Origin of the sequence: uncultured Methanobrevibacter sp. (genome assembly GCF_934746965.1) — an archaeon.
Classification (GTDB): Archaea; Methanobacteriota; Methanobacteria; order Methanobacteriales; family Methanobacteriaceae; genus Methanocatella.
Window position 1 is genome coordinate 58,519 of record NZ_CAKVFS010000007.1, and the last position, 25,079, is coordinate 83,597.

Annotated in this window: 19 protein-coding genes; 16 read left to right on the top strand and 3 right to left on the bottom strand. The window is 30.3% G+C overall.

Features of this window, described 5'->3' with window-relative positions; translation table 11 throughout:
• The first annotated feature begins 25 nt into the window (after window positions 1-25).
• The 11 genes from Q0984_RS06970 to fbp all read left to right on the top strand — a co-directional run bounded on the left by Q0984_RS06970 (window position 26) and on the right by fbp (window position 18,575).
• Window positions 26-205: a protein translocase SEC61 complex subunit gamma gene (locus tag Q0984_RS06970; RefSeq protein WP_299525608.1), complete on the top strand. Its 180-nt coding sequence runs from the start codon at window positions 26-28 to the stop codon at window positions 203-205.
• A gap of 231 nt (window positions 206-436) precedes the next feature.
• Entirely contained in the window at window positions 437-907 is a 471-nt protein-coding gene (locus Q0984_RS06975) for a transcription elongation factor Spt5 (protein ID WP_299525611.1), read from the top strand.
• On the top strand, window positions 907-1,389 hold the full coding sequence (locus Q0984_RS06980) for a 50S ribosomal protein L11 (RefSeq protein WP_004032376.1): 483 nt from the start codon (window positions 907-909) through the stop codon (window positions 1,387-1,389). Before Q0984_RS06975 ends, Q0984_RS06980 begins: the two co-directional genes overlap by 1 nt.
• A 155-nt stretch (window positions 1,390-1,544) precedes the next feature.
• On the top strand, window positions 1,545-2,213 hold the full coding sequence (locus tag Q0984_RS06985; protein WP_299525615.1) for a 50S ribosomal protein L1: 669 nt from the start codon (window positions 1,545-1,547) through the stop codon (window positions 2,211-2,213).
• Window positions 2,213-3,217 (top strand): 50S ribosomal protein L10, encoded by a 1,005-nt coding sequence (locus Q0984_RS06990; protein WP_299525618.1) that lies wholly within the window; start codon window positions 2,213-2,215, stop codon window positions 3,215-3,217. The genes Q0984_RS06985 and Q0984_RS06990 overlap by 1 nt, the downstream gene beginning before the upstream one ends.
• Window positions 3,218-3,289: 72 nt before the next feature.
• Window positions 3,290-3,592, top strand: a complete 303-nt coding sequence (gene rpl12p / locus Q0984_RS06995; RefSeq protein WP_299525620.1) for a 50S ribosomal protein P1 — start codon at window positions 3,290-3,292, stop codon at window positions 3,590-3,592.
• Window positions 3,593-3,777: 185 nt separating this feature from the next.
• A complete protein-coding gene (gene alaS / locus Q0984_RS07000) occupies window positions 3,778-6,471 on the top strand; it encodes an alanine--tRNA ligase (protein WP_299525771.1) in 2,694 nt (897 codons plus the stop codon).
• Window positions 6,472-6,524: 53 nt separating this feature from the next.
• A complete protein-coding gene (locus Q0984_RS07005) occupies window positions 6,525-7,712 on the top strand; it encodes a potassium/proton antiporter (protein ID WP_299525624.1) in 1,188 nt (395 codons plus the stop codon).
• Between the two features lie 4 nt (window positions 7,713-7,716).
• Window positions 7,717-8,862 (top strand): tRNA uracil 4-sulfurtransferase ThiI, encoded by a 1,146-nt coding sequence (gene thiI / locus Q0984_RS07010; RefSeq protein WP_299525627.1) that lies wholly within the window; start codon window positions 7,717-7,719, stop codon window positions 8,860-8,862.
• A gap of 288 nt (window positions 8,863-9,150) precedes the next feature.
• Window positions 9,151-17,307 (top strand): S-layer family protein, encoded by an 8,157-nt coding sequence (locus tag Q0984_RS07015; RefSeq protein WP_299525630.1) that lies wholly within the window; start codon window positions 9,151-9,153, stop codon window positions 17,305-17,307.
• Window positions 17,308-17,480: 173 nt separating this feature from the next.
• Entirely contained in the window at window positions 17,481-18,575 is a 1,095-nt protein-coding gene (fbp, locus tag Q0984_RS07020) for a fructose-1,6-bisphosphate aldolase/phosphatase (protein ID WP_299525633.1), read from the top strand.
• A gap of 88 nt (window positions 18,576-18,663) precedes the next feature.
• On the opposite strand, the gene Q0984_RS07025 is transcribed toward fbp, so the two are convergent.
• Both Q0984_RS07025 and pgsA read right to left on the bottom strand, forming a co-directional pair.
• Entirely contained in the window at window positions 18,664-18,909 is a 246-nt protein-coding gene (locus Q0984_RS07025; protein ID WP_299525636.1) for a DUF357 domain-containing protein, read from the bottom strand.
• The gene (gene pgsA / locus Q0984_RS07030; RefSeq protein WP_299525639.1) at window positions 18,906-19,472 is read right to left on the bottom strand and encodes an archaetidylinositol phosphate synthase; all 567 of its coding nucleotides are present in this window, start codon (window positions 19,470-19,472) and stop codon (window positions 18,906-18,908) included. Before pgsA ends, Q0984_RS07025 begins: the two co-directional genes overlap by 4 nt.
• A gap of 59 nt (window positions 19,473-19,531) precedes the next feature.
• On the opposite strand from pgsA, the gene Q0984_RS07035 reads away from it, so the two are divergent.
• The 5 genes from Q0984_RS07035 (at window position 19,532) to Q0984_RS07055 (ending at window position 23,236) form a co-directional block, all read left to right on the top strand.
• The gene (locus Q0984_RS07035) at window positions 19,532-20,113 is read left to right on the top strand and encodes an L-threonylcarbamoyladenylate synthase (RefSeq protein WP_299525642.1); all 582 of its coding nucleotides are present in this window, start codon (window positions 19,532-19,534) and stop codon (window positions 20,111-20,113) included.
• Between the two features lie 37 nt (window positions 20,114-20,150).
• The gene (gene radB / locus Q0984_RS07040; protein ID WP_299525645.1) at window positions 20,151-20,855 is read left to right on the top strand and encodes a DNA repair and recombination protein RadB; all 705 of its coding nucleotides are present in this window, start codon (window positions 20,151-20,153) and stop codon (window positions 20,853-20,855) included.
• 65 nt (window positions 20,856-20,920) lie between these two features.
• Complete coding sequence (locus Q0984_RS07045; protein WP_299525648.1) at window positions 20,921-22,108, top strand: pyridoxal phosphate-dependent aminotransferase; 1,188 nt, start codon at window positions 20,921-20,923, stop codon at window positions 22,106-22,108.
• Window positions 22,109-22,110: 2 nt separating this feature from the next.
• Window positions 22,111-22,854 (top strand): DUF362 domain-containing protein, encoded by a 744-nt coding sequence (locus tag Q0984_RS07050; RefSeq protein WP_299525651.1) that lies wholly within the window; start codon window positions 22,111-22,113, stop codon window positions 22,852-22,854.
• A gap of 4 nt (window positions 22,855-22,858) precedes the next feature.
• The gene (locus Q0984_RS07055) at window positions 22,859-23,236 is read left to right on the top strand and encodes a putative zinc-binding protein (protein WP_299525654.1); all 378 of its coding nucleotides are present in this window, start codon (window positions 22,859-22,861) and stop codon (window positions 23,234-23,236) included.
• Here Q0984_RS07055 and Q0984_RS07060 read toward each other — a convergent pair.
• A complete protein-coding gene (locus Q0984_RS07060; RefSeq protein ID WP_299525657.1) occupies window positions 23,233-25,011 on the bottom strand; it encodes a ribosome biogenesis/translation initiation ATPase RLI in 1,779 nt (592 codons plus the stop codon). The genes Q0984_RS07055 and Q0984_RS07060 overlap by 4 nt on opposite strands.
• Window positions 25,012-25,079: the final 68 nt, after the last annotated feature.

A 25,079-nucleotide genomic window follows, 5' to 3' on the forward strand; every position in this document is an offset into this window, starting at 1 on the left:
AGTTTTTTATTAAAAGGGTATTTATATGAATGTTCAAGAACGTTTTAATAAGACTATTAAAGATTGTAAAAGAGTATTGAAAGTATCAAGAAAACCAGATAAAGAAGAATATTTTGAATTTTCAAAAATTGTAGCAATTGGAATTGCTATTATTGGTGTTGTTGGTTTTGTAATAGTATTAATTGGTGAATTAATAGGATTATAAATATTGTTGCTACGAATTTAATCTTGAATTTATAATAAAATTTAATTTGTAATATTAATTTTTATTTCAAAATTTCATTTTTTTGAAAACTTTAAATACTATTATTGATATAGATATAGATATTATAAGAATCTAATTATTTCATGATTCGTTTCTTGTTTAATTATGTTTTTATAATAACTTTTAACTTAACTATATGATTTTATTAACTTAAAAATAGGTGATTTTTTCATGGGAGATGCTAATAGTTCCATATATGCTCTTAAAACTTCTGCAGGCCAAGAAAGAAATGTTGCTAGACTTTTAGCTCACAAAGCTATTAGTGTTGAAGGCATTGGTATTTCTGCAATTCTTGTCCCAGAATCTTTAAAAGGATACATATTAGTAGAATCTTCAACAAAAATAGATTTAAGGAATCCAGATCTTAAAGTACCTCATTTAAGAGGGGTTGTGGAAGGTAAACATGGAATTACCTTTGAAGAAACTAAAAGATTCTTGAAACCTGAACCTATCATTTCTTCTATTCAAAAAGGAAGTGTTGTTGAACTTATTTCTGGTCCATTTAAAGGAGAAAGAGCAAAAGTGGTTCGTATTGATGAATCACGTGAAGAAGTAGTTCTAGAGTTAATAGAAGCAGCAGTACCTATTCCGGTTACTGTAAAAGCTGATCAAATTAGAATTATTCAAAAGGAGGCTGACTGATGGCTAAAGATACAGTTGAAATTCTTATCGAAGGCGGAAGCGCAACTCCTGGACCTCCATTAGGCCCAGCATTAGGACCTTTCGGTATTAACATGATGCAAGTAGTTGAAGAGATTAATAATAAAAGTGCAGACTTTGCAGGAATGAAAGTACCTGTTAAAGTTAGTATTGATAGAGATACTAAAGAATTTGAAATCGAAATTGGTACTCCTCCAACTACTTCTCTCATTATGGAAGAACTCGGCATTGAAAAAGCTTCTCATGAGCCAGGTGCAGATATTGTAGCTGATTTACCTATTGACAAAGCTTTAAAAATAGCTAGAATGAAATTTGATTCATTATTAGCTAATGATTATAAAGCAGGTGTCAAAGAGGTAATGGGAACCTGTGTAAGTATGGGACTTTCTGTTGATGGTAAAGACCCAAGAGAAGCACAAAAAGATGTTGATGCAGGAAAATATGATGATGTTTTAGTTGAATAAACATTGTCTATTCAAAATTTAAAATTTAAACTTATAAAACAGTGTATATGATGTTATAATTGCGATTATAATTGATATACTGTTTAATTCATGCAATCGAAGAAGAATTTTTTCTTGATCGATTACTCATGAAACCAAAATAATAAACTAATCCAATGAACACTTATTTGTTCATGGGGGATAATATGACACAAGAAGTATTAGAAGCGGTGAAGGAGGCAAAAGAACAATCAAAGCCGAGAAACTTCACACAGTCTGTGGATATGATTATTAATATTCGCGACTTAGATGTCAAAAAACCAGAAAATAGGTTTAATGAGGAAGTTACTCTTCCTAACGGCCGTGGTAAAGATGTTAAAATCGGAGTCATAGCTGATGGGGAACTTATTGTTCAAGCTAAAGATGCTGGTGTCGCTCTTGTGATTAATAAAGCGGATTTAGAAGAGTTAGGAAAAGACAGGAAAGCAGCTAAAAAAGCAGCAAATTCTGTTGATTTCTTTATAGCTCAAGCTGATATGATGCCACTTGTTGGTAGATTTTTAGGTCCAATTCTTGGTCCTCGTAATAAAATGCCAAAACCAGTGCCAGCTAGTATCAAATTAAGTCCTCTCTTAGAAAGATTACAAAGCACAGTTAAAGTTGGTATCAAACAACAACCTGCTATTCAGATTATTGTTGGAAGCCAAGACATGTCAGATGAAGATTTAGCTGAAAATATTGAAACTGTTCTTACAGTCTTAGACCGCCATTTAGATAAAGGAAGAAATCAAATTAAATCCATGTTTATTAAAACAACTATGGGTCCAATAGTGAGGGTGATCTAATGGCTCATGTTGCTGAATGGAAAAAAGAAGAAGTTAATGAGCTTAAAGATCTTATTGATAAATATGATGTTATTGGGATTGTTGATTTATTAAACATTCCAGCAAAACAGCTTCAAGAAATGAGGAAATCTCTTCATAATAAAGCTGTAATCAGAATGTCAAAAAAGAATCTTATTGATTTAGCTCTCGAAGATTGTAATGCTAATAAAAACAACATTGTTGATTTATCCGAACACATGGAAGGTCAAGTTGCAGTTATCGCAACTGAAATGAATCCTTTTAAATTGTATAAAATATTAGAAGATAGTAAAACTTCAGCTCCTGCTAAACCAGGATCTATTGCTACTGATGATATTATTATACCTGAAGGAGACACTGGTTTTGAACCAGGTCCATTCCTTGGTGAATTACAACAAGTTGGAATTCCAGCTAAAATTGATAAAGGTAAAATTGTTGTTTCTAAAGAAACTGTTCTTGTAGAAGCAGGTGAAGAAGTATCTGCTGCTGTTGCAAGTACTTTATCAAGAATGGATATTAATCCTATGGAAGTTGGAATCGATTTAAGAGCAGTATATGAAGATGAATCAATTTATACTTCAGACGTACTCGCAATCGACGAAGAACAAACTTTAGCAGATATCCAAGGTGCATTCAGAAATGCATTCAACTTGTCTGTTAATGCAGCTATTCCTACAGAGGAAACTATTTCCACAATCATTACTCTTGCATACACCAGAGCAATCAATGTTGGTGTTGATGCAGCAATAATGACTTCTGAAACCTCTGAAACAATTATTGGTCTTGCACAAGCTAAAATGTTAGCTTTAGCATCAGAAGTATCTGATACTGAGGGTGCTTTAGATGATGAATTAGCTGATAAACTTTCTAATGTAGCAGTTGCAGCAGCTCCTGTTATTGAAGAAACTGTTGAAGAAGAAGAGGAAGAAGAGGAAGAAGAAGCTGAAGAAGAAGTAGCAGCTGGGTTAGGGGCTCTCTTCGGTTAAAATAATTAATTAAAATTTTTTATTATTTACAAACCTTACAAAATTATTAGATTATAAACTAATGGTGATAACATGGAATATATATATGCGGCAATGATTTTGCACAGTGCAGATAAAGATATTAACGAAGAAAATGTTAAAAGTATTATAGAGGCAGCAGGAATTGAAGCTGATGATGCTAGGATTAAAGCATTAATCGCAGCTTTAGAAGATGTTGACATTGATGAAGCAATGGAAACTACTGCAATGGCAGCAGCTCCTGCAGCAGCAGCTCCAGCAGCAGCTGAAGCAGCTGTAGAAGAAGAGGAAGAAGAGGAAGATGAAGAAGAAGCAGAAGAAGAAGCAGCTGCAGGTTTAGGTGCTTTATTCGGATAGATTTTTCTATCTTTTTCTTTTCTTTTTTTAAACAACTATTTTTATTTATTAAGCTTTATTTTTACTTAGATTTCATTAATTCTAGTTTTTAACAGATTATTTTTTAAAATTTTTCTAAAAATATATTTATTATATTAAAAATAAATATTACATTATAATAAATAGATTTTTTAAAATTGATTGAAATGCTAGAAATATTCAATAAACTTGGTTATAAAAAACAAACATGTAAAACTTGTGGACATGAATTTTACGCACAAGTTGACAGGGATACTTGTGGGGATGCTCCATGTGATGAATATGAATTTATTGGAAACCCTGCAACTGATAAACCTTATACTTTATATGAAATTCAACAAGTTTTCAGAGAATTTTTAGAAAAAGAAGGACATACTCCTATTAAACGTTATCCAATTTTAGCTAAAAGGTGGAGAGATGATGTATTTTTAGTTGGAGCTTCAATATTTTGTTTCCAACCATGGGTAACTTCAGGTATGGTTAAACCACCAGCTAACCCATTAGAAATAGAACAACCTTCAGTTCGTTTAAACGATGTAGATAATGTTGGAAGAACTGGTAGACACATGACTTGTTTTACAATGGGATCTCATACGGTAATAAATACTGAGGATAATTTTGTTTATTGGGAAGATGAGACAATAAGACTTTGCCATGAATTCTTTAAATATATAGGAATTAATACCGAAGAAATATGCTTCATTAAATCTTGGTGGAGTGGTGGAGGTAATGAAGGACCTTGTTATGAAGTTTGTGTTCGTGGTGTGGAATTAGCTACTTTAGTTTTCATCCAATATAAAACATTAGACGATGGTGAAAAAGAAGAAATCCCAATTAAAGTTGTAGATACTGGTTATGGTTTGGAAAGAATTGCTTGGATTTCTCAAGGAACTCCTACTGCTTACGATGCATGTTTCGCTCCAGTAGTTGATAAATTAAAAGATTTAACTAATGTTAAAGTCAACACTGATATTTTGGCACGTAATGCTCAAATAGCTGGTATGATGGATATTGAAGATATTGGTGATATTAAAGAACTTCGTCAACAGGTAGCTAATAGTTTAGGCATTACTTTAGATGAACTTTTAGAATCTGCAGAACCGATGGAAGCAATTTATATTATTGCTGATCATACTCGTTGTCTTGCTTTCATGTTAGCTGATGGTATTATTCCTTCAAATGTAAAAGAAGGTTACTTAGCTCGTTTAGTTTTAAGAAGAACTATTCGTTTTATGAAAGAATTAAACATGACAGAATCCTTGGAGGATGTTATGGGAATTCAGCTTAAATTTTTAACTAAATTCTATCCTGAAATTGAAGATTCTAAAGAACATATTATGAACATCATATCTCTTGAAGAGGAAAGATATCAATCTACTATTAAAAAAGGAACTAGTATTGTTAAACGATCCATTAAAAGACTTAAAAAAGAAGGTGAAACTGAAATGCCTTTAGACATGTTAATGGATTTATATGATGCTCATGGAATTCCTCCTGAAACTGTTGTTGAAATAGCTGGAGATAATTTCACAGTCAATGTTCCAGATAATTTCTTTACTCTTGTAGCTGGAGCTCATGAAAAAGATACTACTAATAAAAAGAAATCTTTTGAAATAGATTATCCTGAAACTGATTTATTATTCTATAAAGATTTTAATCAAAAAGAATTTGAAGCAAAAGTTTTAGGTGTTGTTAATAAAGATGGTAAAAACACATTAGTATTTGATAAAACTATAGTTTATCCCGAAGGTGGTGGACAACCTTCTGATGTAGGTACTATTTCTATCGATGGTAACTTGCTTAATATTGTTTATGCTGAAAAAGTTAACAATGTTGTTTTACATCATATAGATGAAGACATTGATTTAGACCAATTTGTTGGTAAAAAAGTTGAAGGTGAAATTGATTGGCAAAGAAGAATTACTTTAGCTCGCCATCACTCAGCAACTCATTTAATAGTGGCGGCAGCCCGTAAAATTTTAGGTGAACATATTTGGCAAGCTGGTGCTCAAAAAGGAGTAAGTAGATCCCGTATAGATTTATCTCATTATAAACGTATTTCTCAACAGGAACTTAATGAAATTGAAAAATTAGCTAATGAATATGTAATGGATAATATAGAATTAGATATTAAATTCCATACAAGAGATGAAGCTGAATCATTATATGGATTTAAACTTTATCAGGGAGGTATTGTTCCAGGTAAATCAATCCGTGTAGTTAAAATACCAGGTATTGATGTTCAAGCTTGTGCAGGTACGCATGTCTTAAGAACAGGGGATATTGGTCCAATTAAAATTAATAAAACTGAAAGAGTTCAGGATGGTGTTGAAAGGATTGATTTCTCAGCAGGTATTGCTGCAGTTGAATCTATTCAAAATGAAAATAAATTACTTCGTGAAAGTTCTGGAATCTTTAAAGTAGATAATGATCAACTTCCAAAAACTTGTGATAGATTTTTCATGGAATGGAAATCACAGAAAAATGAAATTGATAAATTAAAATCACAGATAGCTAGTTTAAAAATGAATTCATTAACTGATGATGTTACTGAAATTAATGGTCTTAAAGTTATTAAACAGTTAATCGATGCTGATTTCAAAGAACTTCAAAAAATTGCAACTGACTTTACAGATAATAACAAGGCAGATGTTGTTTTAATGGGTAATAACGAAGGTAAAATCGTTGGAGCTGCTTCTCAAAAAGCTATTGACTGTGATATTAAAGTAAATGAGATAATTAAAAAAGCCGCAAGTGTTCTTGGCGGTGGCGGTGGAGGTCGTTTAACTCTTGCTCAAGGAGCAGGTCCTCAACATGAAAACATGGAAGAAGCATTAAATGTTGCTATGGGTCTTATTTAATTTATAAGACCTTTAACAATATATTTCATGTTAAAATTAGAAATTGAGATAATATGTTTGATATTCATTTAGTATTATTATTAATAGGATTTTTACTTTTAGTCTGTGTATTGTTAAGTAAATTCACAGCTAAAATTGGTGTTCCTGCATTATTGATTTTTTTAATTGTAGGTTTAATATTAGACACTAATTCAGTTATTTCATCAACAATAACTAATTATAGTTTGATTCAATCGATAAGTATATTTGCCCTGATTATTATCATGTTTTCGGGAGGTTTGGATACTGAATTAGTTAATATTAAAAGAGTAACTTGGGAAGGAATTTCGTTATCTACGGTTGGAGTTTTGATTACTGCAATGGTTGTAGGAATATTAGTTCACATATTATTTGGGTTAGGATGGTTAGATTCATTCTTAATAGGTTCAATTATATCTTCTACAGATGCAGCAGCAGTGTTTTCAATTTTTAAAACGCAAAAACTTCGTATTAAAGATAATTTGGATCATATGCTTGAATTGGAAAGTGCTACAAATGATCCTATGGCATATATTTTAGTAACATCTGTACTTTATTTAATTGTTCATCCTGAAACATCTATTGTATTATTAGTGCTTAATTTCTTTAAATCATTAATTTTAGGTATAATAATAGGTTTAATATTAGGTAAAGGATTTTCAAAATTACTTTCAAGAATTAAATTAAGTGTTGAAGGATTATATCCAGTATTACTATTATCTGCAGCTATTCTTTCATTTGCAGTCGCAGAAGTTATTGGTGGAAATGGATTTTTATCAGTATATCTCGCAGCAGTAATTATTGGTAATTGTAAAATTAAATATAAATATACTCAATTATCCTTTTTTGAAGGGATTGCATGGATTATGCAGATTGTAATGTTTGTATTGCTTGGTGCATTTTCATCAATAAAAGAACTCATACCAGTATTTATTCCTGCAATATTAATTGCATTGATTTTAACATTTGTGGCAAGACCAATTGCAGTATATATATCACTGGCTCCATTTGACATAGACCGCCCATCAAAAGCATTTATTTCATGGGCTGGAATTAAAGGAGCAGTACCTATTGTATTTGCATTTTATCCATTGGTTTATGATATTTTCAATGCTCAAATGATGTTTGATATTGTAATGGTTGTTACTTGTATATCTGTATTGGTACAAGGATCTACTCTTAAATTTATGGCTGGACGTCTTAAAGTATTAAAAGAGGATTAATAAAATGAATTATGATGTAGTTATAGCACGTTATGGTGAAATAGGTTTAAAAAGTTCAAAAGTAAGGGCACGTTTTGAACGTAAATTAGTTAAAAATATTAAAGCAGCTATTGACTGTGAAGTTGATAGAAATCAGGGGAGAATATATATTTTCCCAAAAAATTATGATGATTGTTTAGAAAATTTAAGTAATGTATTTGGTGTTGTATCATATTCTCCTGCTGTTTCAACTTATGGAAATTATGAAGATATTGAAAAAACGTTAAATGAATATGTTGATAATCTTGTTGAAGAAGGTTTTATAGGTGAAAATACAAGATTTGCAATAAAATGCAGGAGAGTTGGAAACCATGATTTCACATCTCAAGAAATGGCTGCATTTTGTGGTTCTGTAGTTGTTAAAAAAGTAGGTTGTCCTGTTGATTTAACAAATCCTGAACTCAAAATCTATGTTGAAGTAAGAGATGATGAGGCATTTATTTATCATGAAAAAATTGATGGTCCTGGAGGTCTTCCTTTAGGAACACAAGGAAAAGTCGTTGTTTTAGTATCAAGTGGTATTGATTCTCCTGTAGCAACTTATCTTATGATGAAAAGAGGTTGTGAAGTTATAGCTCTTCATTGTGACAATTCTCCATTTACTGGACCAAAAGTTCATGAAAACTTTGATAAAATAATTAATCAACTTCAAACTTATGCAAAAGGCGTTCCTATTACTAAAAAAGTTGTTAAATATGGGGAATATTTACAACAAGCTAAAGATAAAGCTCCTGAGAAAATGACATGTGTGTTATGTAAATCTGGAATGTATCAAATAGCTGAAAAATTAGCTCATAAATATGGGGCTTTAGCTATTGTGGATGGGAGTAGTGTTGGTCAAGTTGCTTCCCAAACATTATCTAATATATTAGCTACTCGTCATGGGGTAGATATGCCTATTTTAAGTCCATTAATAGGATTGGATAAATTAGAAATTACTAGGATTGCTGAAGACATTGGAACTTTTGAAATTTCAAAATTAGATGATGGTGGATGTCATGCAGTTCCAAGATATCCTGAAACAAAAGCAGATGTTGAGAGAGTTGAACAGGCTTGTGAAGATATGAATCAAAAAGAAGCTATTGAAAAAGCTTTTAATTCTATTGACTAATTTTTTCTTTTATTTTTTTTAAAGTTTCATGTAATCTATTTTTTACTTTTAAAATTATTTGATAACTATTAAATATACCTTTATAACATAGTATAAATCATATTCAAAATTTATTTAACTTTAATAAAGTTATTTTGAATTTATGGATATATGTTTTTCTAGTTTGAATCTAGTTTAACTCATTAAAATGGGGGATTCGATAAATATAAAGGGTTAAAGAGGTTTAATGTATTAATTAATTTTTAAATAATTTAAAATTTTCAAAAAATAAAAAAATGGAGGTTTATGATGGATAAGAAAATTTTAATGATTTTTATCATAGCTATCATTGCATTGTCTATGTCTAATGTAAATGCGGCAGATAGTAATGGGATAGTTATGAATTCATCTGATGCTGTTAGTATTGGTGAAGATGTGGCTGTCGATGATGATTCATTTGCTAATCAAGTAACTTCAGATGGTTTTCAGGTAGTTGGCGATTCTTCATCGGATGGTGTGTGGGTAGCAACTACTGGTGATGATATAAATGAGGGTAGTGAGGTTAATCCTGTAGCTACTATTGCTAAGGCTATTGAACTTGCTGGTGATGGTTATACTATTCATATTGCAGATGGTACTTATGTAAATAGTGCTGTTTTAACTATTTCTAAAAATTTAACTTTTGTAGGTGGTGCTAATACAATAATTGATGGTAATGCTTTAAGAATTATGGAAGTAACTGCTAATACGGCTGTTGTGTTAAATAACTTGTCTTTCACAAATGGTAAGGCGGCTTATGCAGGAGCTATATTAAATAATGGTAATTTAACTATTTTAAATTCTGAATTTTATTCAAACAAAGCTACTGGTAGTAGTGGAACTATTATTACTAGCAATAATGCTTTAACTATTATTAAGTCTAAATTTACTCAAAATTCTGCAGCTCGTGGTGTTTTAAATAATCAAAATGCAGCAATTGCAATTATTGATGCATCTGAATTTTATAATAATGATATGACTTCATTTTCTAATTCTTATGGTATAATTTACACTGCGGGATCAATTACAAACATTTCTAATTCTGCATTTAGAAATAATTCTGTTAAATATGGTGGAGCTATTTATGCTACTAAATCATCCAGTGCACCTGTGGGTAATGTTGAAATAGTTAACACTACTTTTGAAAATAATAATGCAAATTCTGGTCAAGGTGGTGCAATATTTGTTTCTGGTGGTGAATGTATAGTAAAAGAATCTAAATTTATTAATAATGCTGCAGTTGCTGGAAAATATTCTGGTGGTGAAGGTGGAGCAATTTATGTTTCACTAAATGGTGCTGTTAATGTTACAGATTCTATTTTTAAAAATAATACTGCTAAAGCTGGTGCAGCATTATACTCAAGAGCTAGTGTTGCTTCATACGTATCTTATTCAGTTTTATTAAACAATATTGCTGAAGATAATTATGTAGTATCTATATTAGATACAGTATCTGGATCAGTCAATGTTAATTATAATTGGTGGGGAACTAACTCTCCTAAGAATTTAGTACCTTCTATGATAACTTTAAATACTTGGGTAATTATGAGTGTAGATCCAACTGTTATAAATGATGCTGTTGTTGGTGATGTAAAAACAATATCTGTTAATTTCAATAAATATTCAAATTATGGAACTATCGCTGATTTGTCAAGAGCTCTTCCAACTATTGATGTTGTTTTTACTGCTATTAAGGGCACTTTACAAAATAATAATGTTTCAACTATTGGTGGTGTTGCTACTGTTGAGTATACTGTAAATGGTAATGATCAAATCACTGTTAAATCAGGTAATGAAACTATTGGGATTTCTGTTTCTGTTAAAGAACTAACTAATGTTGTAACTAATAAAACATTCTTTGGTTTCTTTGATAATAATGGGAACTTATTAAGTTCAGTTTCATTTGCTGAATTAATATTTGAAGGTGAATTCTCAAATCTTGGTGTTAATACTATTACTATTCCAAGAACTATGACTATCACAGGTAATAATTCTGTTTTAAAAGATATGGCATTTAGTATTGAAGGACCTAATGTTATTTTAAATAATTTGAAATTTGATGTTTCTAGTTATATTGAAGGTACTGATGGTGCTATTATTAAGGCTATTGCTTCTGATATTACTGTAAACAACATAACTATTAATTATGATGCTGTAGATGGTTCTAATAATGCATTTGCAGTTTATGCTACTGGTGCAGATAACTTTAAATTATTAAATAGTACAATTACTTTTATAGGTCATAATGTTGCAGGTAAAGTATTTGCTCAAGCTGTTAAAATTGAAAAAAGTAATAAAGCTATTATTGATAATAATGTAATCCATGCATTTTTACCAGCTATTGATTGTGATTGGAATCATTGGGGTTCAATGGATACTGATTTAGTATTTGCAATTGGTGTTCAATCTTCTAGCGATGTTAAAATCATTAATAATATAGTGAGTGCTGAAGTTAATGCAAGAGGAACAAGTGCATCCAGCCCTACTTTTGATGCTATTATTGCACATACTGCTAATAATTTACTTGTATCAAACAATACTGTAAATCATAAAGATTTAATAACTCCTTCTGGAACTACTAATTATCTTTATGCAATTGATTTATATGAATCTAACAATGTAACTGTTGAATATAATACAGTATCACTTGATACAAATGGTGGTAAGGAAGCTGCAGGTGCAGCTTATGCTATTCAAGCTACTGGACCTTACACTGGTTTAAAAATCCTTAAAAATAATTTAACCACTAAATCTAATGGTCCTAATTTAGGAATATATTCACAAAACTATTATGGTGCTACTGATATTACTGTTATTGGTAATTGGATAAATGTAACTGGTTTTGCAGGAACTGGTAGTTATGCACTTGTATCTGGTATGGAATTCCAGGATACTGTTGCTAAAGCATATGATAATATTATTTATGTTCATAATACAAACAGTTTTAACGAAGCTAATAATATTGCTGGAATAACTTATGTTCAATCAACTTCCGGTGACCATACATTTGATATTCAAAATAACACTATTTATTCTGAAGGTCAATATGCAATATTAATAAATGCAGCTAAAGACTCACAGATAATTGGAAACGCTTTATATGCACATGAATTAAAAGGTAATGATGCAGCAATAATCAAATCAGGGACTAATAATGTTATTAAAAATAACAAGCCTGTTGTATATGTTTCAGACATTTTAATTGATGTTGATACTGTATGGATAGGTAATGATGCAATTATTGGTGTAACTCTTAATTCTACTGCAACTGGTAGTGTAGATATAATTGTTAATGGTAAAGCTTATACTGTCAACTTAACTGATGGTAAAGCTACTTTAAAAATATCTGATGTTGTTGCTGGAGTTAACACTGTTGTTGTAAATTATGCGGGTGATGATAAATTCGCTGGAGCAACTAATAGTACTACATTCAAAGTATTGGATGGTATTGTAACTAATGGAACTTTCTTTGATTACTTTATTGATGGAACTTTAGCTGATTATGTTCCTGAAGGAGCCACTTTAGATTTTAGAGGTAAATTCTATAGTCATGATGATGTTAAATTTGATTTAGCTATTAATAAACCTATTAATATGATTTCAACTACTAATGATGCATTTATTGATTTAAACACTACTGCAGGTAGTTTACTTGGTGAAAATCCAGGAGCATGTTTCACAATAAATAATGGTGGTTCTGGATCTAATGTAACTGGTATTATATTCCATAATACTCAAGTTTGGATTTATGATGCTCATAATGTAGTTTTAGATAATATTAGTGTAATTGTAGAAGATCATAGAGTTGGTTCTGGTGTTGGAACTACTGCTATACGTCATGGATCTACTAATGTAACCATTAAAAATAGTTATATCTACACCAGTAATAATGGTGGATCTAGTAGTATTGTTTTAACTCATGTTCAAAATTGTACTGTTGAAAATAACACTATTGTTGGTGAAGGTAATGTTGGTAATTTACTTTACTTAAATACCTTTAACGATGCAGGATGCGATTTAAGTAATGATTATAATAAAATTATTAACAACAGAATTACTGGTCCAAGTCCAGCTCAAGGAATTTGTTATGGTATTGGAATTAATGGTAATAATAATTTAATTGCTGGAAATGTAATTAATTATGCTGGATCAGGTATTGTTCCTGCATATGGAGCTTCTCCAAATAATAACACTTACCGTGATAATGTTTTAATAGGTGGAGCTAGTATGAGTGTTGCTGCTAATTCAATTGCTTATAATAACTCTGTTTCAGGTTCTTTAAGTATTGGTTCTGGTTCAGTTGCTTATAACAACACTGCAAAATCTATAAGTGTAAGTTCTAATTCTATTGTTTATGATAGTATTGCAACTGGTAGTTTATCTGTTCAAGCAGGTGCAAAAATAACTAATGTTGCTGCTGATTCTTTAAATGTTAATGGTAAAAATACAATTATTGAAAATGTAATTATTAAAGGTGCTGGAACTATTAAAACAGCTGCAAGTAACACTACTTTAATTAATTCTACCTTTGGTGATGTACTTACCATTCAAAGTGATTCAAATACTATTAAATATAACAATATAGTTCTTAATGATGAAGAATATGCTATTTTAGCAACTGGTAAAACTAATGTTATTACTGATAATTATTTAATAGCTGGAGATAAACTTGGTGATTCTGCAGTTAACTCAACTCAAGAAACTAATACTGTAAAAGACAATTTACCTGGTGCAATCGTTTATGTTACTATTAATACGACAAATGTATTTGAAGGTAATGATGTAATAATCAATGTAGCTATTAATTCAACAAGCACTTTAACTGGAACTTTCACAGTTAGAATTAATAATAAAGATTATGTTCTTTCATTTGTTGATTCAAAAGCTAGTGTAACTGTTTCTGGTTTATCTGATGGTAACTATGATGTTGAAGTAGTGTCTAGTAATAAAGCATATACATTAGTTAATGCTACTTCTAAAGTTTCAGTTTATGGAAATGTTGTAACTAATGAAACATTCTTTATCTACTTTGATGAAGATGGTGTATTAAGAAATGAAGTTCCTTTCAATGAATTAATCTTTAAAGGTGAATTCTCTAATCTTGTAGGAGTTATTTCTATTGATAAAGCACTTAAAATCACTGGAGATAATGCTATATTAAGAAACATTGCATTTGCTATTCTTTCAGATAATGTTGCATTAGATAATATGGCTTTAATTTCAAATGTAAGTAACGAAACTAATGGTGGAGCACTTATTTTAGTAGCTGGAAATAATGTAAATATTACTAATATGGATATTAATTACGTTATTAAACAAAGTGTTGATGCTATTGTAATTAATGCAAATACTGTTTCAAATTTAAATGTTGTTAACAATAATATTTTCCTTGAAGCAACTCCTGCATCTGATTCACTTACAGTATCAGCTATTAATTTAGAAAGTGTATCTAATTCACTTATTAGTGGAAATAAAATTACTGCAATTTTACCTTATTTATATGCATCTAATTATGATTCTAAGTACTTTATGATGGGTATAAATACTGTAAATCCAGTAAGAATGAAAGAATGTACAAATGTAACATTTTCTAAAAATAATGTAAATACTACAGCTAATGATGTAAGTGCTAGTTTCCCTACTTTACAATGTATGTTTATTGTAGGATCTAATGATTGTATAATTGATGGAAATACATTCTCTATGATTGATTCAATTACTCCAAAAGGCACTAGTAATTACCTCTATGGAATTAATGTAGGGTACAATAAAAACTTAATAATTTCAAATAATGACTTTAAAATGTCTACTGCTGGAGGTAAAGATGCAGCAGGTACTGCATATGCAATACAAGGAGTAGAATGTGAAATATATATAACTGGAAATAATATAACTAGTGTAAGTAATGGTCCTAACTTAGGAATTTACTTTGCAAGTATGAGTGGAGGAAGTTCTGAGCTTTACATTGCAGATAATTTCATAAATGTGACAGGTTTGGCTAGCAGTAGTGGTAGTTGGGCTTTAGTTTCAGGTATTGAAATACAAAATGGTAATGCAAAAATATATAATAATACTATTTACACTTATAATGTAGGAGATTACGACCCTGCAGCTTATATGTATGGTATTAGTTATGCTCAATTCATGTACGGAGACCGTTCATTTGATGTACGTAACAATTTCATATATGTTGATGGACATTATGCAGTTTCATTTATAAATGCAGATAACTGTAATGTAACTGACAATATTTTAATCACTCGTGATTTAGGTGGAGATGACGCTGTTGAAATCAAAGCTGGATCTGGTAATGTAGTTGAAAATAACTATCCAAGAAGTTCTGATTTAATATTTAACATTACTATTGAAGATTTAGGAAAAGTTTTAATTGATGTTACAATTGATGGAAAAGCTACTGGTAATATTACTATTATTGTAGATGGAGATAAATACACAGTTGCTATTGTTAATGGTTCAGCTAAATTAGAATTAGATAATGTAGCTCCGGGATCACATTATATTGAAGCTAAATATGATGGAAACTCCATTGTAACTGAAAGTTATAATTCAACTAAAATCACTGTAGATAAACTTGTTTCTGAAATTGATCTTAAAGTAGGAAAAATCAACATTGGTGAAACTGCTGTAATTACTGCAACTGTTACTTCTGGAGCAACTGGTAATGTAACCTTTGTAATAAATGGTAAAATACATTCTGTCGCTATTGTTGATGGAAAAGCAGTATTAAATGTAACTGATTTACCTGCTGGAACTTGTTATGTATTTGCACAATATGATGGTGATGAATATTATAATACCTCTAATACTATGGCTTCATTTACTGTGAGCAAATTACCTTCTAAATCTGCTTTAAAAGTAAATGCATCTAATATTAATGTTGGTGAGGATGAAGAAATCACTATTTCTTTACCAGAGGATGCAAATGGTGTTGCTGGGGTTATTTTAGATGGTAAAAATTATTATGTTACTATAAAAAACGGAATAGGTACTTTAAAAGTATCTGGATTAACTGCAGGAAGTTATAATGTAAATGTTAAGTATGATGGTGATGATAAGTATTTAGCTAGTGAAGGTAATGCTAAGTTTAGTGTTTCTAAGGTTGCTTCTTCTACTAGTGTGACTGTTAGTGATATTATTGTTGGTGATGATGCTGTTATTAGTATTGCTGTTCCAGAGATAAGTTCTGGTGTTGTAAGTGTAACTATTGGTGATGCTGTTTATAATGTGGCTATTGTTGATGGTAAAGGAACTTTAATTGTATCTAATTTGATTGCTGGAACTTATGATGTTGTTGTTAAATTTGCTGGTGATAATAAGTACTTAGCTAGTGAAAACACCGCTAAACTTACAGTATCTAAAGTATCTGATTATAATGTGGCTGTTGGTATTGAGGATATTATTGAGGGTGAGAATGCTACTGTGACTGTGGTTGTTCCTGATGATGGTGGTGGTGAAGTTATAATTACTATTGATGGTAAGGAGTATAAAGGTAGTGTTGATAAGGGTGTTGCTAAAGTTATTATTCCTGATTTAAAAGAAGGAACATATAAAGTTGTCACATTCTACACTGGGGACAATAAATATGATTCTATGATTGTTAATGGAACTATAACTGTTAATAAAAATACTGGAACTACTTTAACAATGGAAGAGCTTGTAAAATATGTTGGTGGATCACAAAGACTTTCAGCTAAATTAGTTGACGCATATGGAAATCCAATAGCAAACGCAACAATATACTTCACAGTAAACGGAATAACCTATGCAAGAATCACTGATATTAATGGTACAGCATCTATGGCTATTAATTTAGTAGCTGGAACATACAATGCATCTGCTGTGTTTAATGGAACTGCTGCACAAGATAAAGCAACAGCTAATACAAATGTTATTGTTAAATCCACTATTGTAGGAAAAGACACTACATTATACTTCCGTAACGGAACCAAATATGAAGCAAAATTCCTCGATACAAATGGAAAAGCATTAACAAACACCAATGTAACATTCAACATTAACGGTGTATTCTACCAACGTATGACAGATAGTAATGGAGTAGCAAGACTAAATATTAATTTATTGCCTGATACTTATATTATAACTGCATACAACCCAGTTAATAAAGAACAAACTTCTAACAAAGTAACTGTTTTACCAGTATTGACTGCAAATGATTTATCCATGAAATATGGTGATGGTAGTCAATTTAATGCAACTCTTGTAGATAAACAAGGAAATGCATTATCTGGTGCAAACATTACATTTAATATTAATGGGGTCTTCTATCAAAGAACAACTGATGCAAATGGTGTAGCTCACTTGAACATTAAGTTAATGCCAGGTAAATACATCATTACTGCAACATATGAAGAAGCTTTTGCATCAAATAATATTGTAATTGCTTAAGAAGTTAAAACATAACTTCTTAATCTTTTTTTCTTTTTTTATAATTCTTAAAACATAATTATTAAATAGTATACACTCCAAAAATATCAATGTATATTAAATAATTTTTTAAGCTATCTGCTTAACTTTTTATTTCTACTAAACTTTAGAATATACAATTTTGAGGTGTTTAAATGAAAACAACTGTTAGTGTAATTAAAGCTGATATTGGAAGTGTGTCTGGACATTGTGTAGCACACCCTGATTTAATGGATATTTGTGATGAAGTTTTATCTGAAGCTGTAGACACATCTATCTTAACTGATTATTACATCTCCCGTTGTGGAGATGACATTGATTTGATTATGACTCATAGAAATGGGGAAGAAAATGAAGAAGTTCACAAAACTGCTTATGATGCTTTCATGAAAGCAACCGAAAGAGCACGTGAATTAAAATTATATGGTGCAGGTCAAGATTTATTATCTGACACTTTCTCAGGAAATATTAAAGGTATGGGTCCAGGTGTTGCTGAAATGGAATTTAAAGAAAGGCCAAGTGACCCTGTTTTAGTATACTGCTGTGACAAAACTGAACCTGGTGCATTTAACTTACCTATTTTCAAAATGTTTGCAGATCCATTTAATACTGCAGGACTCGTTATTGACCCAAGTTTACATGATGGATTCAAATTTGAAGTATTTGATGTAATTGAACACAGGAAAGTTATCTTAAACTGTCCTGAAGAAATGTATGATTTACTTGCATTAATTGGTTCTACTGGAAGATATGTAATTAAAAGAGTATGGAAGAAAAATGGAGAAATTGCAGCAGCAATCAGTACTGAAAGATTAAACTTAATGGCTGGAGAATATGTTGGTAAAGATGACCCTGCAGCTATTGTAAGAGCACAATCTGGTTTCCCAGCTAATGGTGAATGTGTAGAACCATTTGCATTCCCTCATATGGTAAGTGGATGGATGAGAGGTTCTCACAATGGTCCTATGATGCCTGTATCTGAACAAGATGCAAATCCAATTAGATTTGATGGACCACCTAGAGTAATTGGTTTAGGTTTCCAAGTATCTGATGCTCAATTAATTGGTCCTGTTGACTTATTTGATGATCCTGCATTTGATCCTACTAGAGAAGAATCTGCAAGAATTGCATCTTACATCAGAAGACATGGTCCATTTGAACCTCATAGGTTACCTGCTGAAGAAATGGAATATACTTCATTACCTGGTGTAATGTCCAAACTCGAAGACAGATTTGAGGATATGGAATAAATTTAAGAGATTTTAATTAATCTCTATTTTTTAACTTTTTTGGAAAATTTGATTAACTGTTTTTAAGTGATGGTTTATTAAGTGGTATTTAAATTAAACCATGAATCATTCTAAGTGCATCTAATAATCCATGACTGTATTCAATACATCCAAATGCTGTACGCATATCTTTCTTTTTTTCAAGATAATATTTTGAATCATTCATGTAATCTACAGCCCTATCATAAACTTCTTTTTCTTTTCCTTCAAAATTTATATCAGCTACCTGTTTTAAATTACGTTCTAATTTTTTTATATCTATACTAATTTTTTCTGCACTTTCTAAATCATTCATTTAAGTTGCCTCCACACATGGTGTATTCTTTGTCCTACTGTAATGTATGATAATATTACTAAAATTATTATTGTATATGTAAAGTAGAGAGGAGTGGTTAAATAACCTATAATTGCTCCAATCATTAGAATTATCATACGAACAGCTCTTTCAGCTATTCCAATTTTGCATTCTACTCCTTGTGATTCTGCTCTAGCTCTCACATAACTAACTGTAATTGCAGAATGTATTGCAAGAGCTCCAATGAACCAGTTACAGTATCCTCCAAATATTATTCCAATATATATTATAGCATCTGCAAATCTGTCCATTGTTGAGTCAAGAAATGCTCCAAATTTGGAAGTTCTATTGTGGTATCTTGCTACTGCTCCATCAACAACATCTAAAAATCCACTAAATAAAATAGCTAATGTTCCAATTATTAATAAATGTTTTGAAAAACCATAGGCTGCAATTATTGCAATAAATGGTGAAATTATTGTCACGATATTTGGATTTATATTTAAATGTTTGGCTAATGGATTTAATATTTTTGTTAAAAAAGGGCGTAGACTTTCAAGCATAATTTATATATAAAGATTTTACTCATATATAATTATTTATAAATTTTTAGGGTAATTTAATGAAAATATTTAAAGCTAATCAAAATAAAATAGATAAAAATATCATTGATGAGGTTATAGAAATTTTGGCAAATGGTGGGGTAGTATTATATCCTACAGATACAGTTTATGGATTAGGGGCTAATATTTTTGATAGGAAAGCTGTTAAAAAAGTTTATAATATTAAAAAAAGAAGTTATTTAAAGCCTATTTCTTTATTAGTATCTTCAAAAGAGGCAGTTTCATTGGTTTCTAAAGTTTCTATTAATCAGCTTAATTTTATAGATAAATATTTACCTGGACCTTATACATTTATTTTAAAAAAATCTAAGATTGTTCCAAGATATCTTACAAGTGGTTCTACAAATGTAGGGGTCAGAGTTCCTAAAAGCGAAATTGCATGTGATTTGGCAAAATTATTTCCTATAACTACTACCAGCGCTAATATTTCAAATAAAAATACATTAGATACTCCTGAAGAAATTTTAAATCAATTAAATTGTGAAATTGATGCTGTAATTGATGTAGGTTCTTTAAACTCTAAAAAACCTTCAACAATAATTGATTTAACTAATGATGAACCTATTTTTCTTAGAAGATAAACTTAAAAATATATATCTTGTATAACTAAATAGTATTATGAAAGTTTTAGCTAATTTTGAAGATAATCATAAAATCCCAACTAATTCAATTATTGATGATTTATTAGGTGGTGGGGTAGAAAAAGGAACTATTACTCAGATATTTGGCCCTCCTAGTTCTGGTAAGAGTAATATAGCTTTAGTTTTAGCAGTTAATGTAGCTAAAACTGGTAAAAAAGTTGTTTATATTGATACTGAAGGTGGAATATCTATTGATAGAATCAAACAAATATCTGGGGATGATTTTCATAAAGTAGTTAATAATATCATTGTTTTTGAACCAACTTCTTTTTTAGAACAAAATGAAAATCTCAGAACAATCGAGCTTTGGATTAGGAAACATCATGAAGAAGTGGATTTATGTGTTCTGGATTCTGCAGTTGCTCTGTACAGGGTTGATGACATGAAATCTTCAAGACTTAATAAGGAATTAGGTAAACAAATGGGAATTTTAGCTAAAATAGCTCGTAATTATGATGTTGCTGTTGTATTAACAAATCAAATTTACAGTTCTTTTGATGATGATAATAAAGATAGTGTAAAAGCAGTTGGTGGAACTATTTTACAGTATTGGAGTAAAATTATAATTCAACTAGAAAGAAATGGCGATTTTAATAAAAGAATAGCTACTTTAAAAAGACATAGAAGTATCGGTGAAGGTAAGCAAGTTACTTTTAAAATATCCTCTAATGGGATTATTTAAACATTAATTTTATAAATAACTTAAAATAAATAATTATTTTGGAATTTTATTTTTATGTGATTCTTATGAAAGATAATTTAAGCAGTGATGAGGGAACTGATATAAAACATCCTAAAAAAAAGTATGAAAAGGTTGTAAGAGTTCCTCCTGAAGGATATGATTCTTCAAATGATTTTTTTGAAGATGTGTTTATGGATAAAGAAATGATTTGGATGGGTCAAAACACAAATCATTTGCATGGGGATGTTATAGCGGATGCTATGGCTAGTTGTGCTAAAGACAAAGAATATTGTAAATATCCTCCTCCAGAAGGATTCTCAGAACTTAAACAATTGATTTTAGATGATTTAGGTTTTGAAAATTTAGATGTTTTATTAACTGCTGGAGCTACTGAATCATTATATCTTTGTATGCAATCATTGTTAGGACCTGAGGATAATGTAATTTTGTCTGATCCAGGATATTTGATTATTGGAAACTTTGCAAATAGGTTTGCAGGGGAAGTTAGGTATGTTCCAATTTATAATGAAGAGTGTGGTTATAAGTTAACTCCTGATCTTCTTCGTGAGAATATGGATGAAAATACTAAAATGGTAATTTTAATTGATCCATTAAATCCATTAGGTTCTGGTTATAGTGAAGAAGAAATAAAAGAATTTGCTGAAATAGCTATTGAAAATGATATTTATCTTTTAGATGATATAACTTACAAAGATTTTGCAAGAGATCATTATTTGGCAGCAAATTATGCTCCTGAACATACATTAACCATATATAGTTTTTCTAAAATATTTGGAATGGCAGGTATTAGAATTGGAGCTGTAATTTCAACTCCAGACATTGTGGATGTCTTAAAGAATGCTGTTGTTAATGATTTGGGAGTTAATATACTTGCTCAACACGGTGCAATAGCTGGTTTAAAATCAAAAGATGAATGGGAAAATGAAATAAAAGAAATTACTTCACATAATCAGAAATTAATTAAAGAAGTTGTTGATAAAATTGATGGAGTATTTTTACCAGTTTATCCATCTGATGCTAATATGATGGCTATTGATTTATCTGGTGCAAATATTAATCCTAAAGATATGTCAAATTACTTACTTAAAAGAAAAATATTCACCAGGGAAGGGGAATATACTAGTAATTTATTTGGGGATAAATATTTACGTATAAGTTTTTCTATCCCTACTGAACAAATAGAAGTATTTTGTGAAGAATTCCCTAAAGCTGTTGAAGCATTAAGGAAGTAATTATGAGTTTTGATATTGTAGATGATGATTTTAGATTTAAATATCATCATCCTTTACCTAATTTTTACAGATTTTCAAATCCTATTAATCCTAAACACACTATAAAAAAGGATATTTTAGATGATTTAACAAGTTTAGCTATTGAAAATGATTGTGTAGGCACTAGTTATTCTAAATTAAGTGATGATTTTAAAAAAGAATGGAATATTGACTTTAATAATGTTATTATTTTTAAATATGAGATATCTTCTGAAATTTTAGAAATGGAGCCATCAAAATTAAAATGTAAACTCACTGATGATGAATTTCAAAAAATTGGTCGCAGAGTATATTCTTTTGCTGATTTTTTAAGACAAAAAGGGTTTCAAGCTGATTTTATTAATCCTTTGGATGATGAGATTAGTTTAAGGGCAATAGCTACTCAATCAAATGATGCGGTTATTACAAGAAGTAATATGTGTCTTTTTAAAGAAGGATTGAACTTAGGGTTTTTCATGGTTCATACTTCAATTGAGAATTTGCCGGTTAAACAGCAAAATGATATGTTGTGGGTTAAAGAATTTTGCAAAACTTGTGGTAAATGTATTAGAAAATGTCCTTATAATGCTTTTGATGATTCGGAATTGGTTTTAAAGAAAGTTTGTACAGCTCATAGGGAAGGATGTAGTCAATGTATGTTGGTATGTCCATTTTATAAAAAAGGTTATATTAATATAAAAGAAAAATATGATAAAAGAAGTAGGTGAGTATATGGGTGATAAAATAGCTTTAGTTTCATGTAGTGGTTTAAGTCCATTAGGTTTGGTTGTAAGAGCTGCTACTGTAGAATTAGCATTAGATAATGATAATATTGTTGCAGCATGCATAACCGAATATTCTGCACAGCCTAATCAATGTAATCCTATTTTGGAAGATGCAAAAATCGTGTCTATTACTGGATGTATGGATGATTGTGTTTCAACTATTTTAAAGCAAAAAAATGTTGATGTGTTAAAAAATATTGATGCAGAATCAATTGTTAAAGAACATGATTTAAATCCTAATGATTCAGTAAGATTGGATGATGATGGTGAAAAAGCCGTTGTGGCTTTGAAAAATTATATTTTAAAAGAATTAGAGATTATTTAATCTGATAAATAATAATATTCTCCTTTTTCTTTTTGTTCACGATCAAGATAACTGTCTAATTTATTAACTCTTGGTCTTTTTGTTTCTTTATCTCTTCTAAATGTAATATTTAGGTTTCCTAAAAATTCATTCATTGAGCTTCTTAAATCTGTTGGTTTTGAGGCATGACCTTCTAAACCTGGAGTACCATTGAATACCATAGCTCTATCTGAGATATAATCGATAAATACAATATCGTGGTCTACGATAAGTGATGCTGCATTTCTACTTTCTACCATTTTTCTTATAACTCTTGCAGCTATTAGTCTTTGTTCTACATCTAAAAATGCTGTAGGTTCATCAAAAAGATAAATTTCAGCATCTTTTGAAAGTGTTGCAGCTATTGCAAGTCTTTGAAGTTCTCCTCCACTTAATTTTTTAACTTCTTTTTCAAGCATGTCTCCTAAATTAAATGGTTCCATAATTTCACTTTTAAATATATTGCTTCCAAAGCTTGGTGCATTCATATATAAAAAGTCACTAACACTGCCTTCAAAATCTGAAATTAGGTATTGTGGTTTGTAAGCTATTGTAACTTCGCTGTCCACTTCTCCAGATGTTGGGTCTTCTACTCCTGCTAACATTTTAGCAAAAGTTGTTTTTCCAATACCATTTGAACCAAATGCAGTTACAATTTCATCATGAAATATTTCTCCTGCGTCTGCAGTTAATTTAAATCCACCATAATCTTTATCTAAATCTGAATAGCTGGATAATGATTCACCTTCGTCTTCTGGAGTTGGAGGTCTAATTGTAAATTCAATAGGATTTCTTCTGATTCTTACATTTTCTTCAGCTAAAAATCCATTGATGTAAGCATTAATTCCTAGTCTAACACCTTTTCTACCAGATACAACACCGTATCCTCCAGGTTCACCAAATAAAACATGGATATTGTCGGATAATGCGTCTAAAGTAGCTAAATCGTGTTCAATAACTAGAACACTTTTTCCATCCTGAGCAAGTGATCGGATTACTTTAACTGCATTTAATCTTTGAGATACATCTAACCATGATGTTGGTTCATCAAAGTAATAGAAATCTCCTTCTCTTAAAACAGTTGCAGCTATAGCTACTCTTTGAAGTTCTCCTCCACTTAAATTTTTCATTTCACGATCTAAAACATTGTGAAGATCTAGTTCATCACAAACATAATCTAATTTTCCTCTTTCATCAACATTAGTGAGTAAATCACTAACTTTACCTTTCACAACCTTTGGAAGTTGGTCAACCATTTGAGGTTTTAAAATAGCTTTAATTTCTCCATTAGCTAGTTTTGTGAAGTAATTTTGAAGTGCTGAACCTTTATAATGTTCAATTACTTTTTCCCAATTTTTTTGAGGGTTTTCATAGTCTCCTAAGTTAGGAATTAATGTTCCAGATAAAATATTCATTATTGTTGATTTACCAATTCCGTTAGGGCCAAGTAAACCTAATACACTACCTTCAGTTAAACTAGGAAGTCCGAATAGTTCAAATTGATTTTGTCCGAATCTGTGAATTGGTTCCCCTATTGCTTCCGGCAAATTAATAATTGAAATAGCATCAAATGGACATCTGTTTGTACAAATACCACACCCTTCACATAATTCTTCAGAGATTAATGGTTTATTAGTATTCTCATCTATGATGATTGTGTCTTCATCCATTCTAACTCCTGGGCAGTAATCAATACAAACGAAATTACATTTCTTAGGTTGACATTTATCTTTGTCTAAAATAGAAATACGACTCATTTATATCTCCTTAATTATAATAATCAAAATAAAAATTAATAGTATTTTTATATAAGTTTTTTTTCATT